This window comes from Marinomonas lutimaris (assembly GCF_019426345.1).
In the GTDB taxonomy this organism is placed as follows: domain Bacteria; phylum Pseudomonadota; class Gammaproteobacteria; order Pseudomonadales; family Marinomonadaceae; genus Marinomonas; species Marinomonas lutimaris.
Window position 1 is genome coordinate 118,396 of sequence record NZ_JAHLLW010000005.1, and the last position, 14,234, is coordinate 132,629.

Here is a 14,234-nt window from a genome sequence, read left to right on the forward strand (position 1 = left end):
AGGTATCAATCGAAATGAAAATAATTTTTATTAGCTTCTTTTTTGATTTATTTACTTGCTAATGTCGTATTAAGTTGGCTCAAGAGTGACCCAATAGCCGCCCAGGTGATGCTTGGCTTTAATAGGGTAAGTGTGAGTCAGCATATTAATAATGGTGTCAGTGTTGGATGTTGGAAATGCACCCGATACCAATAGGTTTTGTATCTCAGGTGAAACACGTAAATAGCCCTTTCGATAGCGGGAAACTTCCTCGGCAAATTGTTTCAGCGGCATATCATGAGCAGCCAGCATTTGATTTAGCCAAGCGGTTGTCGCGGGAGAGATCAATTGGCTAGACAGCAATCCAAGGTTAGACATTTGAGCTTGATGGCCTGATTTTATGGTTATTACTTCATTATTCTGTGCGAGCTTAGGAGTGGCTTGAACCTGTCCTTCTATTGCAGCAAGTTGAGTAAAACCATCACATTGGCGTACGGTTAATCTTCTTCCAAGAGCTGTTAGCGTGCCTTCCTGTGTTTGAATGAGGAATGGGCCGAATTGTTGCGGATCTACTTGCCCTGTGTGTATTTCGATTTCGCCTTCTCGCAGTGACAATAGGCGAGAGCGAGTGTTGAATGTCATATCAAATGCGGTCGCAGTATTCAGTTTCACCATTGAACCATCAGGCAAGGTGATTTTTTGAAACTCACCTTTGGCTGTCCGGTAATCAGCTGTCCATTGTTGAACTTCAATTGCTTTATAGCCGCCCCATAGTGTTGGTCCTGCTGCCAGTAAGAGCGCTAGTTTACCTATAGCAATGCGACGGCCTTCATCTTCGGGGCGATTGAGTACCGCCGCAGCCACATCTTTCGGTAACCTATCCACATGGCCCATGAGTCGCTGAGCAAGTTGCCAAGCATGTGTATTCTCTTGACTGGCGTCTTGCCATTGTTTCAGCTGTGCCTTTTCTTCGTTGGTTAACGGCGCTTCTTGTTGGCGTATTAGCCAGTCGGCCGCTTCTTCAAGGCTATGCTTTGCTATTGATGTGTTTGCCTTATTCAAAAAAATCTTCCTCCATAAGAGTCAAACATTGCACATAGGCCTGTTTCATATGGCGTTTTACACTGATAAGTGACATCCCCAGCTCGTCAGCAATGGTCTGATATTTTTTGCCTTCAATTTGCGACATTAAAAAGACCGTTTTGACATGACGCGGTAATTCATTAAGGAGCGCATCAATTTGTTCTAATGTTTGTAAAATAATTTGCTGCTGTTCTAGGGAAGAGGTTACTGGATCGGGAAATAATGCGATGTATTCTAAGTAGGTATCTTCCAACGATTTACGACGATAAAAATGACTGACAATTCCTTTTGCGACTGTCATTAAGTAGGCACGAGGCTGAGTTATGGTATCGACGTTTTGACGAGCGTGAATACGTAAAAAGGTATCTTGAGTTAAGTCTGCCGCGTCAAAGTGGTTATCTAAGCGCTTACGTATCCATGTATACAGCCAACGATGGTTATCTGAATATAGCGCGTGCATAGCACTTTGTTGCGCTCTTGGATCCGCATTGTGCGGCATGAAATAGCTCCTCTGATTTAAATAAGTAACAATTGTAAACGATAATTAGTCGCATTAAACTAGTTGGTTACTTTTTTGTCAATCAGCGCGCTATTGTTAGGCCTAATTACTCCACCACACACATTGGGGTTTTGGCGATTGGGTCTTGGTGAATCTGCGCATCCAATGAGAAAACGTTTTTAAGCATGGTTTGTGTGAGTACCGACTCGGGCGAACCTTGAGTGATGATTTCTCCTTCTTTCATCACGATGAGATGGTCGCAATATCGAGCAGCTTGGTTGATGTCATGAAGCACTGTGATGATAGTCTTTCCTTGTAGATTCAATTTGCGTAACAAGTGCATCAGCTCTACTTGATGGCTCAAATCCATATAAGTGGTTGGCTCGTCTAGTAGCAAATACGGCGTATCTTGCGCTAAGGTCATGGCGAGCCAAACACGTTGGCGTTGGCCGCCGGAGAGTTCGCTGACCAATTGATCCGCAAGCTCAGTAATGCCTGTCTCTTCCATCATCTTGTCTATTATTACTTGATCATCTTTGTTAATCCGTCCCCAAAACCCGGTATATGGGCTGCGTCCATAGGCGACCAAATCTTTGACTTTAATTCCTTCCGGGATAGGCTGAGTTTGCGGCAATAAGGCCAGTTGTTGAGCCAGTTTTTTGGACGCAATACTGTGAAGGTTTTTACCTTGCCAGTGAACTTGGCCTTCCATAGGCGAAAGAATACGTGCCATGGCTTTTAGTAAAGTGGATTTGCCGCAGCCATTTGGCCCGAGTAAAGCGATGATTCTTCCTTCAGGAATGGTTAGGTCGACCTGTTTTACAATGGCTTTATCATGGTAGCCAACAGATAAATTATGAGTGCTAAGAGACATAAATCATTTCGTCCTAAGGAGTAGCCAAAGAAAATACGGCGCACCAATAATGGCGGTCATAATGCCGGCGGGTAATTCAATAGGTGGATCAATGGTACGAGCCACGAGATCGGCAAGCAGCAACAAAATCGCGCCAACTAGCATGGTGGACGGTAAGAGTATTTGATGGCGTCCACCGACCAATTTACGCGTTAAATGCGGAGCCACTAAGCCTAAAAATCCGATAGGACCACAAATCGCAACACAAGAAGCTGTCAGTCCAACGGCAATCGCCAAAGACGCTAAACGCAGTTTGTTGGCCTTGATACCAAGGCTAATGGCACTGTCGTCGCCGAGGTGGATTAGGTTCAGAGGTTTGGCCAGCCAAAGCGCAAAAGGAATGAGCAGCAACCAAGGCAATAACATAGAAAGCTGATTCCAGCCGCGCCCCCATAAACTACCCGTTAACCACAACAGAGCATTGTTTATTTCCAGTGGTTTAACCAGCATCAGAAAGTCTATACAGCTGGCGTATAACGCCGCTAATGCCACACCGGTAATGGCCAGTTTTATGGTGCTGCTATGTGAGCCGCACAGCCACCACAACGTTAACGCAGCGATTAAACTCCCGATTAGCGCAACAGCTGGTAACCAGCGAATATCGGCATCAGGGAAAAATGTCATGTAAAACACGGCTGCCAATCCAGCGCCATGACTGACGCCAAGCACATCGGGTGACGCTAATGGATTGCGAATCACACCCTGCACCAAGGCGCCAGCAAGTGCCATCATAGCGCCAACTAACATGGCGAGAATGGCACGAGGAAAACGGTATTCATGAACGGTGAAGTAGTTGGCATTGCCGACCTGAAACCCTTCAAAAATGCTTTTAAAGGGAATGGAAACGGCGCCAAACATCAGATTAGCGACCAACAATCCTAACAAGGCAAGTAGTAAAATAGGCAGCGAGCGCGTGGCCATTATAAGGTTCTCTTGCGGACGAGATAGATGAAAAACGGCGCGCCGATCAAGGCTAAAATAGCACCAGCGGGCGTTTCTGCCGGATAAATAATAGCTCGACTGACGGTATCGGATAGGACGACTAAGCAAGCGCCCAGCATCATAGCAATGGGTAAAAATTTCCGATGATCTTGCCCTGCGAGCATTCTTGCCATATGAGGAACCAGTAACCCGACAAAGCCAATTGCACCCACACTGCTGATGGCGCTACCAACCAACAATAAAACTAAAAAGCTGCCGCCTAGTTTTACCCACATGAGTGACACGCCAAGGTTACGTGCATTGTCATCGCCTAGCTGCAAAAGATTCAGCGTGGGAGCTATTAACATGGCGCCTAATAAACCAATAAGGCAGACAGGCCAGAAGGAATCAAAGGTTTGCCATCTAGCATCGGCTAGACTGCCCGCGAGCCAAGTCAGTACGCCCGCCGCTTGGTCTTCTGCAATGATAATAACGGCTTTGGTTAAGGCGGCACATAACGCAGAAATAGCCACGCCCGCCAACACCAATCTTCCATGTTCATTACCACCTCGCCATGCGCTGCCAAGCAACATAACGAAAGCCCACGCAATGCCACCGCCAATGATGGCTGCGACTGAAGTACCAAGTAAACCAAACCAAGGTGCAATACTGGAAACTGTCGCCATGCCAAGCGCTGCGCCAGCGTTGATACCTAAAACAGAAGGTGAAGCGAGAGGGTTTTGTGTCAGCCCTTGCATGATGACGCCCGCTGCGGCGAGATTAGCACCCACCATAATGCCAACGAGTACTCTAGGCAGCCTTAAATCGTGGACAATATGCTGAGCGATGCTTTCTGCGTTCATATCGTACAAAGCGTGTAGAGCATCCATCGGCGTAATAGTTATCACCGACCAGCTAAATAAGCTGATCCATGAACAAATGAATAAAAGCAGCAACAATGCTAGGCATTGGCCGACAAAAGGCAGGCGTATTGAGATCATTTATTCGCTTTAAAGACCTTAATAAGATCTTGCCCCATGGTTTCGGCTGAAATAATGCCTCGGCAACGAGACCAGGTATTAGGGTTAACCGAATAAATATGATGATTCTTAGCGGCTTTTAAGACAGACCAAAGCGGCTCATTTTTCCATTTATCCACGATGCTTGGCGTGACGTAATTGCCGACGATAAAGTAGTCAGGATTTACCGCAAGAAACTGTTCTAAACTGGTTTGACGATAGGCATCGTCGCTTCGGCCTGTATTAGCATTTTTTAAACCTAAGGCGCGAATGACTCCGCCAGCATAGGAATCGGCAGTATGCAGGAACAAAGCATCATCACGTGCAACGCCAAATTGCACTTCTTTGCCTTCTGGTAGTTGTTTGGCAAAATCGGCCATTCTTTGAGCATGTAGCTTCAAACGTGCTTGCATTTCTTTGTCTTTGCCAATGGCTTTGCCGATGATAGCCGTGGCATGAAGGTTCTCTTCATAGTTAGCTCTACGCGAAGGTAGGATCAAGGTCGGCGCTATTTTTTGTAAATCTGCATAAACCCCTTCATGGCGAGAAATGTCTGCAATGATAAGGTCGGGTTTTAATGCAGAAATCGTTTCAAGGCTGGGTTGAGAGCGAGTACCTACGGACGTCCACTCGCCAATTTCATTGCGAATTTCTTTTAGAATTCGTTCGGGGTCTTTGTCATCAGCGATGCCAACTGGACTTACGCCAACAGCGGCTAAAGCGTCCACAAAGGAAAGCTCCAAGACAACAATGCGTTTTGGTACGTAATCTATGCTAAACGTGCCTTTGCTGTCTTCTACACTATTTTTAATGCTGTCTTGTGTCGAAGAAACGGCTTGAACGGAAAGAGATAAACTGAGTAAGAGAGTAGAGAGGGCGATCAACAGCAAGCGTTTCATAAAACAGCCTTTGAGAGGTTAAAAAACGCGATAATGATAACACTTCTCAGTGTTATTTGAAGTGCTTTCCGCGTTTATTGCTGCTTTATATGGCGCTCTTTACGGTGTGTTGCGTACTTTTAGATAGTTTCGCCAGGTTCTATTTGAAAAGGCAAATCAATAATTCTTTGTGAAACAGAATTCCCTTGTAAACGAGACAGTAAATGTTCGGCAGCAAGGCGCCCCATTTCTTCACGAGGTGTGATCACCGTAGCGAGTAATGGCACCATAGCTCGAGAAATATCGTGGCCATGGAAGCCTGCAATGCTGATGTCTTGTGGAATCTTGATGCCAGCTTTTTGGCAAGCGTACAGCGCACCAATGGCTAAGTCGTCGTTGGTACAGAAAATGCCGTCGGTGTCGGGTTGTTGCTGCAGCGCGTCTTTTAGAAAAGTCGCGCCTAGCGTGAAAGATGATGCACTATTGGTTTTTAAGCACAAAGGCGTTAAGCCATTGTCGAGCATAGCGGTTTCGTAACCTTTTATTTTGAAGAGTGTCCGTTGGTCCATTCGCGCCGCAAAGTAGACAATCTTTTGTCGGCCTCGTTTGATCATAAAATCTGTCATCGCATAAGCAGCAGCTTCGTTGTCTATGCCGATAGCTTGCTCGATTGGTGGAGAGACTGAGTCCATGATTTCGATAACGGGAATACCAGCGACAGCAAGCATCTTTCTCACACGTTCGGTGTGATAGCTTTCGGAAATAATTAAACCATCCACACTGTAAGACAACAGAGTAGCAATACGCGACTCTTCGGCCTCTTTGCTGTAACCATAGTGGGCTAGCATAGTTTGATAGCCAGCTGGTTCTACTACGGATTCGATGCCTCGAATAACTTCGGCGAAAACTTGGTTGGTCAAAGAGGGCAGCAAAACGCCAATTGCATGGCTCTTTGATTTGGATAAAATGTCGGGTGCTCGATTTGGTATGTAGCCTAGATCTTCTAATGCTTCGGCGATTTTTGTCTGTAATGGCGCAGAGACTTGATCTGGATTTCTAAGAAAACGACTTACGGTCATTTTCGTCACACCAACTAAATTCGCCACATCTTGCAATGTAGGGCGTTTATTTTTCATACTGGGGCTTTTCATATCGGAGCTTTTCATACCAGTGACATATCCATGTTTTGTTACAAGTAACATTACCATAAGCCATTCATGGCTAGAAACAAAAAAGTAGGTGTTAGCTGAGTAGATACTAATAAATGTAGGGTTTATATCGAAAGTGAGCATTTACTTATTTAGTTAAAAGAGGCACAAACTAAGTGTTTTGCCTCTTTTGTTTATTTTATTTATTCGCTAAAAGCGCAAGCGCTTCGTTTAGTACTGCGTCAGCATCTTGAGAAATATCGATCACCAGTGCTTCGTCTTCTGTTGGCTCAATCAAGGTAGCAAACTGACTTTCTAACATTTCTCGACCATTAAAATAATGACCATCACGTTTTTGGTGACGTTGCCAAATGGTGTCGATAGTGCCTTTAAGGTAGATCATGGTGACGTCGTCTAAGCCATTTCGCAGCATGGCACGATATTCTGGTTTTAATCCAGAGCAGGCGATTACTGCTGTTGGGTTATCGGTCAAGATGGTATTGAGTGTTGCCAACCAATCCTTGCGATCTTCATCAGTGAGCGGCGTGCCTTGGCGCATTTTGTCTACATTTGCTTGGCAATGAAAGTCATCGCCATCAAAAAACGGATAGCCAAGTTTGTCAGCGATGCTTTTGCCTATCAAAGATTTACCTGAGCCTGATACGCCTAATACTACAATTTTCTTTGTCATCTTCTTAAGTCCTTATCGCCTTGCTGTTGTCAGCAAGGCAGCAGTGTCGTTCAAAAAGCCGTGTTGAACGGCATGGTCTCAATGGGTTATTTCCACCAAAGGGCCAGCTCAGGGAAGAATATGACCAAGGCGAGTACAAAAACTTGCAGGCCAATAAACGGCAGCAGGGAGCTGAAAATTTCGCCAAGACTAATATCTTTTGGTGCCACAGACTTAAGATAAAATGCGGCAGGACCAAAAGGTGGTGATAGGAAAGATACCTGCATGTTCAAACAGAACACCACACCAAACCAAATAGGGTCCAAGCCAAGTCCGGTAATGATTGGGACAAAGATCGGCATGGTTAATAGTGCAACACCGACCCAATCCAAGAACATACCTAGCACAAACAAGATCAGCATCATGATCATGACAGTGCCCATCACGCTGCCACCACTTAATGACAAGATGATCTCTTCAACGAAATCGATACCGCCCATTAGGTTGTAAACACCAACCAGAGCTGTTGCACCAATACCGATCCAGATGATCATGCCACAGGTACTCATGGTCGCTTTGGCGCTGTCTTTTAGCATGGCAAAGTTCAGTTCACCGCGAATCGCCGCACTGATGATGATGCCGACTACGCCAAGCGCAGACGCTTCGGTTACAGAAGCCACACCAGTATAAATACTGCCGAGTACCATCATTACTGTGAGTAGAGGAAATAGCAGAGCTTTGAAATAGTTAATATCTTCGTCTGCTGCAAGCTCTTCTGCACTAGGTAGTGGGGCGTATTCAGGATGGATACGACACAGAATAAGCACATAAGCCATGTAAGCAAATGCCAGAATAAAGGCAGGTAAAAAGGCCGCTTTAAACAAATCGCCAATGGAAACACTGGCGGTTAAGCCGTAAATAATCAAAACGATACTAGGCGGTAACATGGTACCAAGCGCGCCACCAGCACAAGTAGTACCAATCGCCAGTTTACGGTTATAGCCAAGACGCAACATTTGTGGCAAAGCTAAAATACCCAATAGAACAGTTTCACCACCGATTACACCAGACATGGAAGCCAAAACGATGGCAACTAATAACGTCTGTACGGCAACACCACCACGCAGTTTACGACCAAACACCTTCATGGCATCGAACAGATCTCGAGCAATACCGGATCTATCTAATAATGCAGCCATTAGTACGAACATGGGGACGGCGAGAAAAACATAGTCGCCAACAAAACTGTACAAACGGCTGGTGATCAAAGGCAAGGCGCCAACGCCAAACCAACCAATAGCAAAAACAAGTGCGACTAACGCGGTAACAAAGGCTAATTGCATACCTGTTAGCAGTAAAAGAATCATAGAACCGAGCATTAATAGGCTGCCGTAGCCTATGCCCATAGCGGATAAATCAAACATCTTTGCGTTTCCTCAAGCCATTTAATTCTTGTAGTAGGTGCAAAGAAAACTGCACAAACATGATGCATAAGGTAGCGAAAACCATGCCTTTGACTAATGCTGGGAAAACTGGATCCCAAGCAGACCCTGAGGTTTCTAAACGAAGTTCGCCTAATGGTGTAAACCAAGAGTCTTGTACCATTTGATAAGCGGCCCAGCTAAGCAGTCCAGAAAAGATTAGCCCCATAATGTGATGAAAAATATTCAGCCAGCGGCGTGCGGTATCAGAGACAAGGTCGTATATAAGTACGACTCGAACATGCTTATTAATCGATAGGGCATAGATGCCGCCATAAATAAATAATACACCGCCAATGAAAGAGGCCGTTTCATGTACCCACATAGTGGGAGCATTAAATACATAGCGCATCAACACTTCATAAAAAGAGATGGCTACGGTAAAAAGAAACAATAGACTGATGGCGTTACCAAAAGTAAAAATCACCTTATCTAACGGATTTCTAGGGCGTTCTGAGCTATCAGGCGTCTCTGGATGAATTTCGTTTTTCATGATCATAATCCAATGAAAATCAGGCGCCGATGCAATTTATAATTACAGGACGCCTGTTTGCAGGTTTAAAAGGTTTGTCTCAGATTAGAGGAGATCGTTCTCTTCTAGATACTTTGTAATAGAGTCATACACTTTTTGTGCGTTAGCAGAACCTTTAGCGAATTCTGCCCACTGGGTGCGAGCAATTTCACGGAATTTTTTACGTTCTTCAGCAGACCAATCGTGAATAGTAATGTTTGGATCCGCTTTCGCTGCTTTTACCGCTGCTTGATCGGCAATACGCAATTGCGTTGTCATATCTTCTGCGAAGTCACGAACTGAAACCGTTAGGATTGCTTGGATGTCAGCTGGAAGCTTGTCCCATTTTTTCTTATTCATTGAAATATCGATCAATGGCAAAGAGTGGAAGCCTGGTTGAACAGGGTGTGTCGCAATATCGTTCATGCCTGCTTTCTGGTTAGTAGAGAACACAGTGTAGTCAGCCGCATCGATAACGCCTTTGCTTAGACCTGTGAATACTTCAGAACCCGGTAGGTTAACTGGCGCTGCACCGGCTGCTGCAAATACACGTTGAACCAAGCCTTCAGGAGCGCGAAGTTTTAGGCCTTTTAGATCGGCAACGCTGTCTAGTGGAACACGAGAAACCAAAGATTCAACGCCAGTTGTAGAACCACCGATGAATTTCACGCCGTAAGGAGCGTACAGTTCATTCATTAGCTCGTAACCGCCACCGTAGTTCACGTATTGCAGAAGTTGCTGAGTGTTTGACCAAGCGCCTACTGTGTTACCAATTAGGCCAAAAGCAGGATCTTTACCAGAGAAGAATTCAGTCGCGGTAATTTGGCCATCGATGATGCCCATTTTGATGCCATCTAGCGTTTCTGTGTGTTTGAAAATACTACCAACAGGAAGCAAGTCGATACTAACTCGGCCACCGGTCATAGTTTCAACGCGTTTAGTCCATTCTTTTTGAACCTGGAAGTTTTTGTCACCAGCTGGATCAGAGGATTGGAACTTGAATTTGTAATCCGCAGCAATTGCTGACGTGGATAGAATGCCGGCCATAGTGGCGGTCAATAACGTGGTGCTGAATTTATTCATGGTATTGCTTCCCGTTGATTATTTTTTTAATAACAGTTTTTAGGAACAGTGCTTTTGCTGAATGTTACCGGTAACTAAGGCGGCAATGTTACCGATAACATTTGAATCTAGTCAAGTCCATTTCTAGATAAAATTCTGGGTTAATTATAGATGATTGATATGTAAGGGGATCTTTTTGTGCCTTGTTAGCCTTTGCTGGGCGAAGATAAGCGAATAGTTTGTTTTAGACATTGGTCTAAGAAGCATTTTGTTGTCTATGATAAAAGCGCACACTCTTTTGAATCGATAGACGACTATTCCGTCAATAAACGCACATCAGCGAGAATAATAAAATGGCTGCGATCGACATTCCTGAAGTACATAAATTTATTGAAGCTACTCCGCCTTTTTCCAGCTTAAGTTTACTTGAGCGTAAGCAATTACTGACCGGCGTTTCTATGTTGTACGTGCGACAGGGGCAGACATTGATATTAAAAGATGAAGCCGCAACCGTGCATTTGATTCGTCGTGGTGCTTGTGAAATTCGCACTCCCAAAGGCGGGCTGGTGGATCAAATTGCCGACGGCGAATGCTTTGGTATATCTAGCCTTATGGCGCAAAATCCAGATGGATTGCAAGTGGTCGCCATGGAAGACAGCTTGGTATATCGATTCGACAAAACTCGTTTTAAGGAAACGCTGGAAAAGAGTGAAGCCTTCGAACTTTTTTTTGAACATACTCGACACAATCGTTTACGTAAATTATCCCGTAGCCAGAGTAATGAATTAGCCTCGCCTGCCTTGCAATTATCAACACCGGTAGCACACATAATGACTCGTCAGCTAGTTCTGGCGATACCAGAGGAAACGGTACAAACCATCGCTATGCGTATGACCGAAGCGCGAGTCAGTTCGATTCTGGTGGTGGAAGATGAAAAGCTGTCTGGCATAGTCACGGATCGAGACTTACGTTCGCGTATTTTGGCCTTAGGCGGCTCGGCGGACTCTTTGGTCAAAGATGTGATGACCCGAGATCCGGTTAGCCTGAGACCAGATGCCTTGGTGATGCAGGCGCAAACCTTAATGAGTGAAAGCAATATTCACCATTTGCCCATCGTCGATGAAGAACAAAGAGCGGTCGGCATGCTAACCGCCGCAGATTTGTTGCGACATCAAGAACTAAGCCCGCTGCTATTAATCAATCAAATACATCGTCAACAATCCATCGAAGATTTAGCCCGTGTTTGCAAACAATGGCCGACCTTGATTATCAATTTGATTGTGACCGATATGAAACCCGCTGATGTGGGCAAAGTATTGGCGACAGTCAGTGATAACCTGACGCGTCGCGTGATTGAGCTGGCGCTAGATAAGTTTGGCCCTGCGCCGATGGCATTTCAGTTTTTAGTGTTTGGTTCGCAAGCACGACGCGATCAATCTTTGGGCAGCGACCAAGATAACGGCCTGATGTTAGAACGCGAACCATCGGCCGAAGAAAGTCAGTACTTTGCCGATTTATCCGAGTTCATCTGCCAAGGCTTGGGGCTTTGCGGTATTCGCCTTTGCCCCGGCAATATTATGGCGAGTAATCCTGAATGGCGCAGAACGACAGTTGGGTGGCAACAAGCTTTTTCCACTTGGATAAAAAGCAGCGCGCCCAGTGCCTTACTTCACGCCAGCATCTTTTTCGACATTCGTTGCGTGTATGATTCAGGAAGTAAGCAAGGCGAGTCGGTGAATAATCTAATCAAAGCCATGCAGCTGGAGGTGAGTAAAAATAGCGTGTTTTTGGCGACTTTGACCCGTACCGCGTTGGCAAGCAAGCCACCACTGGGCTTCTTCCGACATTTTGTTTTGGAGTCCTCTGGTGAGCATAAAAACCAGCTTGACCTTAAGCACCAAGGTTTGGTCTTGATCAACGATTTAGCGCGCTTGTATGGCTTATCATGTAAGACCTATCGAGCTGGCACCTTGGACAGAATAGAGCAAGCGATTCGAGAAAAACTCATTAGTGTCGACACCGCACGAAATCTTATGGATGCGTGGGACAAACTCAATGGCCTGCGCCTAGAAGCTCAAGGACGTCATTGGCAAGCAACAGGCAAAGCCAGTGCTTACTTAGATCCGAAAGACTTGAGTTCGTTAGAACGCAAACATCTGAAAACCACCTTTAGCATCATCAGCGATGTACAAGATGTGGCGCAGCAGCGTTTTTTAAAAGGATACAGTTAGATGTCATTGGATTTGCTGCAAAAGCTCAGTGCGTGGAATTTGTCTCGACAATCGGTCAAGCGAGCTTGGTCTGAATGGAATTATCTCGTATTGGATATCGAAACCTCTGGGTTAGATCCCAAGCAAGATCATATCGTTAGCTTTGGTTGGGTGTGCATTCATAAAGGCGTGATTGAACTGGATACGGCTCGGCATATTGTGTTGGATAGCGCACAAATTGGCGACAGTGTTGGTATACACATGATTACTGATTCGGATGTTCAGCAACAAGGCAAAAAACAAGAAAGCGTGTTGCGTTACTTACGGCATCTACTACGCGAACGCGTCTTGGTTATGCACCACGCGCCAATAGAACTGGGCTTTTTAAAACAAGCGTGGCAAGCAGAAGCCTTACCGACGTTTTCTGCCAACTGGCTAGACACACTTGCCATTGAACGCACCAAAGCCAACCGATCCCAACAACCCATTCAAGACGGCGGCTTTCGCCTTGGCGCCTGCCGAGAACGCTACAGATTACCAGAATACCAAGGACACGACGCACTAACCGACGCCCTAGCCACCGCTGAACTACTACTCGCTCAAATTGCTTATCAGGGCAAAGATTGCCGACTACACGACCTAAACCAAATGGGTGGCGGGCGAGTGAGGTTTACGACGCGGTAGTGGTTTTGAGCAGGTTGTTTTAAACACGTTATTCCCATGAAGACAATTGTCGTTAAAGGTTTTGTAGGCCTGATGAGGGAGGTACGACCGTGATCAGGCGTGTGACGTTATTTAGACTACAATTGGTTGATGTATAAAATTTTTGTATGGAATCATTAGCTAATCGACTCTTTTTCAAAGGTAATGCCGTGAGGCTATTGGTATCACGTACGTTTTCAATCGTTATGTATACTGTTCATCGTCAGATCACACCTTCGTTCCTCGGTTCATCTGACCTACAAAATCGATGGAAGTCGTTTTAGAATGAAGGCCTTTTCAATTTCTAACTCCTAGAAGGAATCGGCGATAATCCCCAATCTTCTTCTTTTGGTTCGGTGGCTAAGACTCTTGGGTTTTCCGACCAATGTATCAGGCTCATTTCCCCTGCGGCGGATTCTGTTAATGCCGTGCAGTGTTCGACCCAATCTCCATCGTTACAATAGAGAATGTCGTCTTTGATTCGGAAAGAAGCAAAGTGAATGTGGCCGCAAATGTAGCCATCGACTTTGTGGTTTTTGGCAGATTTTAGTGCAGCGGTTTCAAAGCGTTCGATAAACTCTTTTGCCTTGCTGATGTGGCTTTTTAAATAGCCTGCCAGTGACCAATAGGGCAAACCAATAAGGCGTCTCATGCCGTTTATCCATTGATTCAGCGACAACATGAGACCATGGGCTTTATCGCCAATGGCGAGCATGAGTGGGCTGATTTTTACCATTTGATCAAACTCATCCCCGTGGCTGATGTAAAAAGTACGACCGTTGGCAGTTTTGTGGCGAGCGTTGAGCTTAATCTCAATCCCAGAAAGCGTTTGTCCTGCAAACTGGCGAAAGAAGGCATCGTGATTACCGGGAATATAAATGACCTTGGTGCCGGATTTTGCCATGTCGAGAATACGTTCAACCACTTGATGGTGAGCATCAATAAAGTAGGCTTTATGGCGCATTTCCTGAAGATCGATAATGTCACCGACTAGATACAAGGTATCGGTTTTGATGCTTTGCAAAAAATCCAATAAGTGCAACGCTTGGCAGGCTTTGGTGCCTAGGTGTACGTCGGAAATAAATACGGATCGAAATGTGGTCTGCATAAGCGCCTCCTCTAAGGTCTGTCTCAAAGATAAGGTGCTTATGTGACACT

14 protein-coding genes are annotated in these 14,234 nt (G+C 45.4%); 2 read left to right on the plus strand and 12 right to left on the minus strand.

The genetic code is table 11. From position 1 onward, the window contains the following. Positions 1-69: 69 nt before the first annotated feature. The 11 genes from KPL72_RS08115 to KPL72_RS08165 form a co-directional block, all read right to left on the minus strand. The gene (locus KPL72_RS08115; protein WP_219702415.1) at positions 70-1,041 is read right to left on the minus strand and encodes a FecR domain-containing protein; all 972 of its coding nucleotides are present in this window, start codon (positions 1,039-1,041) and stop codon (positions 70-72) included. Next, complete coding sequence (locus KPL72_RS08120) at positions 1,034-1,561, minus strand: sigma-70 family RNA polymerase sigma factor (protein WP_219702416.1); 528 nt, start codon at positions 1,559-1,561, stop codon at positions 1,034-1,036. Before KPL72_RS08120 ends, KPL72_RS08115 begins: the two co-directional genes overlap by 8 nt. A gap of 106 nt (positions 1,562-1,667) precedes the next feature. After that, positions 1,668-2,435, minus strand: a complete 768-nt coding sequence (gene fecE / locus KPL72_RS08125; RefSeq protein WP_219702417.1) for a Fe(3+) dicitrate ABC transporter ATP-binding protein FecE — start codon at positions 2,433-2,435, stop codon at positions 1,668-1,670. A gap of 3 nt (positions 2,436-2,438) precedes the next feature. Continuing rightward, positions 2,439-3,395, minus strand: a complete 957-nt coding sequence (gene fecD / locus KPL72_RS08130) for a Fe(3+) dicitrate ABC transporter permease subunit FecD (RefSeq protein WP_219702418.1) — start codon at positions 3,393-3,395, stop codon at positions 2,439-2,441. Next, positions 3,395-4,396 carry an iron chelate uptake ABC transporter family permease subunit gene (locus KPL72_RS08135; protein WP_219702419.1) on the minus strand — a complete coding sequence of 334 codons (1,002 nt, stop codon included), beginning with the start codon at positions 4,394-4,396 and terminating at the stop codon, positions 3,395-3,397. Before KPL72_RS08135 ends, fecD begins: the two co-directional genes overlap by 1 nt. Then, positions 4,393-5,313 carry a Fe(3+) dicitrate ABC transporter substrate-binding protein gene (locus KPL72_RS08140; protein WP_219702420.1) on the minus strand — a complete coding sequence of 307 codons (921 nt, stop codon included), beginning with the start codon at positions 5,311-5,313 and terminating at the stop codon, positions 4,393-4,395. Before KPL72_RS08140 ends, KPL72_RS08135 begins: the two co-directional genes overlap by 4 nt. A 119-nt stretch (positions 5,314-5,432) precedes the next feature. Continuing rightward, positions 5,433-6,458 (minus strand): gluconate operon transcriptional repressor GntR, encoded by a 1,026-nt coding sequence (gene gntR, locus KPL72_RS08145; RefSeq protein ID WP_346729502.1) that lies wholly within the window; start codon positions 6,456-6,458, stop codon positions 5,433-5,435. Between the two features lie 181 nt (positions 6,459-6,639). Continuing rightward, the gene (locus KPL72_RS08150) at positions 6,640-7,131 is read right to left on the minus strand and encodes a gluconokinase (RefSeq protein WP_212917592.1); all 492 of its coding nucleotides are present in this window, start codon (positions 7,129-7,131) and stop codon (positions 6,640-6,642) included. A gap of 86 nt (positions 7,132-7,217) precedes the next feature. Further along, a complete protein-coding gene (locus KPL72_RS08155; RefSeq protein WP_212917593.1) occupies positions 7,218-8,534 on the minus strand; it encodes a TRAP transporter large permease in 1,317 nt (438 codons plus the stop codon). Further along, on the minus strand, positions 8,527-9,084 hold the full coding sequence (locus KPL72_RS08160; protein WP_249411682.1) for a TRAP transporter small permease subunit: 558 nt from the start codon (positions 9,082-9,084) through the stop codon (positions 8,527-8,529). The genes KPL72_RS08155 and KPL72_RS08160 overlap by 8 nt, the downstream gene beginning before the upstream one ends. Positions 9,085-9,168: 84 nt before the next feature. Next, on the minus strand, positions 9,169-10,185 hold the full coding sequence (locus tag KPL72_RS08165; protein WP_212917595.1) for a TRAP transporter substrate-binding protein: 1,017 nt from the start codon (positions 10,183-10,185) through the stop codon (positions 9,169-9,171). Positions 10,186-10,517: 332 nt separating this feature from the next. Here KPL72_RS08165 and KPL72_RS08170 point away from each other — a divergent pair, with 332 nt between their 5' ends. Beyond that, positions 10,518-12,395 (plus strand): DUF294 nucleotidyltransferase-like domain-containing protein, encoded by a 1,878-nt coding sequence (locus tag KPL72_RS08170; protein WP_219702421.1) that lies wholly within the window; start codon positions 10,518-10,520, stop codon positions 12,393-12,395. Beyond that, a complete protein-coding gene (locus KPL72_RS08175; RefSeq protein WP_219702422.1) occupies positions 12,396-13,058 on the plus strand; it encodes a 3'-5' exonuclease in 663 nt (220 codons plus the stop codon). Between the two features lie 322 nt (positions 13,059-13,380). Here the strand turns inward: KPL72_RS08175 and KPL72_RS08180 are convergent, their stop codons facing one another. After that, positions 13,381-14,184, minus strand: a complete 804-nt coding sequence (locus KPL72_RS08180; RefSeq protein WP_219702423.1) for a UDP-2,3-diacylglucosamine diphosphatase — start codon at positions 14,182-14,184, stop codon at positions 13,381-13,383. Between the last annotated feature and the right edge of the window lie 50 nt (positions 14,185-14,234).

Coding starts and splice junctions, on each gene's coding strand:
- KPL72_RS08120 (WP_219702416.1), bottom strand. CDS start 1,561: ATGCCGCACAATGCGGATCCAAGAGCGCAACAAAGTGCTATGCACGCG.
- fecE (WP_219702417.1), bottom strand. CDS start 2,435: ATGTCTCTTAGCACTCATAATTTATCTGTTGGCTACCATGATAAAGCC.
- fecD (WP_219702418.1), bottom strand. CDS start 3,395: ATGGCCACGCGCTCGCTGCCTATTTTACTACTTGCCTTGTTAGGATTG.
- KPL72_RS08135 (WP_219702419.1), bottom strand. CDS start 4,396: ATGATCTCAATACGCCTGCCTTTTGTCGGCCAATGCCTAGCATTGTTG.
- KPL72_RS08140 (WP_219702420.1), bottom strand. CDS start 5,313: ATGAAACGCTTGCTGTTGATCGCCCTCTCTACTCTCTTACTCAGTTTA.
- gntR (WP_346729502.1), bottom strand. CDS start 6,458: ATGAAAAGCTCCGATATGAAAAGCCCCAGTATGAAAAATAAACGCCCT.
- KPL72_RS08150 (WP_212917592.1), bottom strand. CDS start 7,131: ATGACAAAGAAAATTGTAGTATTAGGCGTATCAGGCTCAGGTAAATCT.
- KPL72_RS08155 (WP_212917593.1), bottom strand. CDS start 8,534: ATGTTTGATTTATCCGCTATGGGCATAGGCTACGGCAGCCTATTAATG.
- KPL72_RS08160 (WP_249411682.1), bottom strand. CDS start 9,084: ATGAAAAACGAAATTCATCCAGAGACGCCTGATAGCTCAGAACGCCCT.
- KPL72_RS08165 (WP_212917595.1), bottom strand. CDS start 10,185: ATGAATAAATTCAGCACCACGTTATTGACCGCCACTATGGCCGGCATT.
- KPL72_RS08170 (WP_219702421.1), top strand. CDS start 10,518: ATGGCTGCGATCGACATTCCTGAAGTACATAAATTTATTGAAGCTACT.
- KPL72_RS08175 (WP_219702422.1), top strand. CDS start 12,396: ATGTCATTGGATTTGCTGCAAAAGCTCAGTGCGTGGAATTTGTCTCGA.
- KPL72_RS08180 (WP_219702423.1), bottom strand. CDS start 14,184: ATGCAGACCACATTTCGATCCGTATTTATTTCCGACGTACACCTAGGC.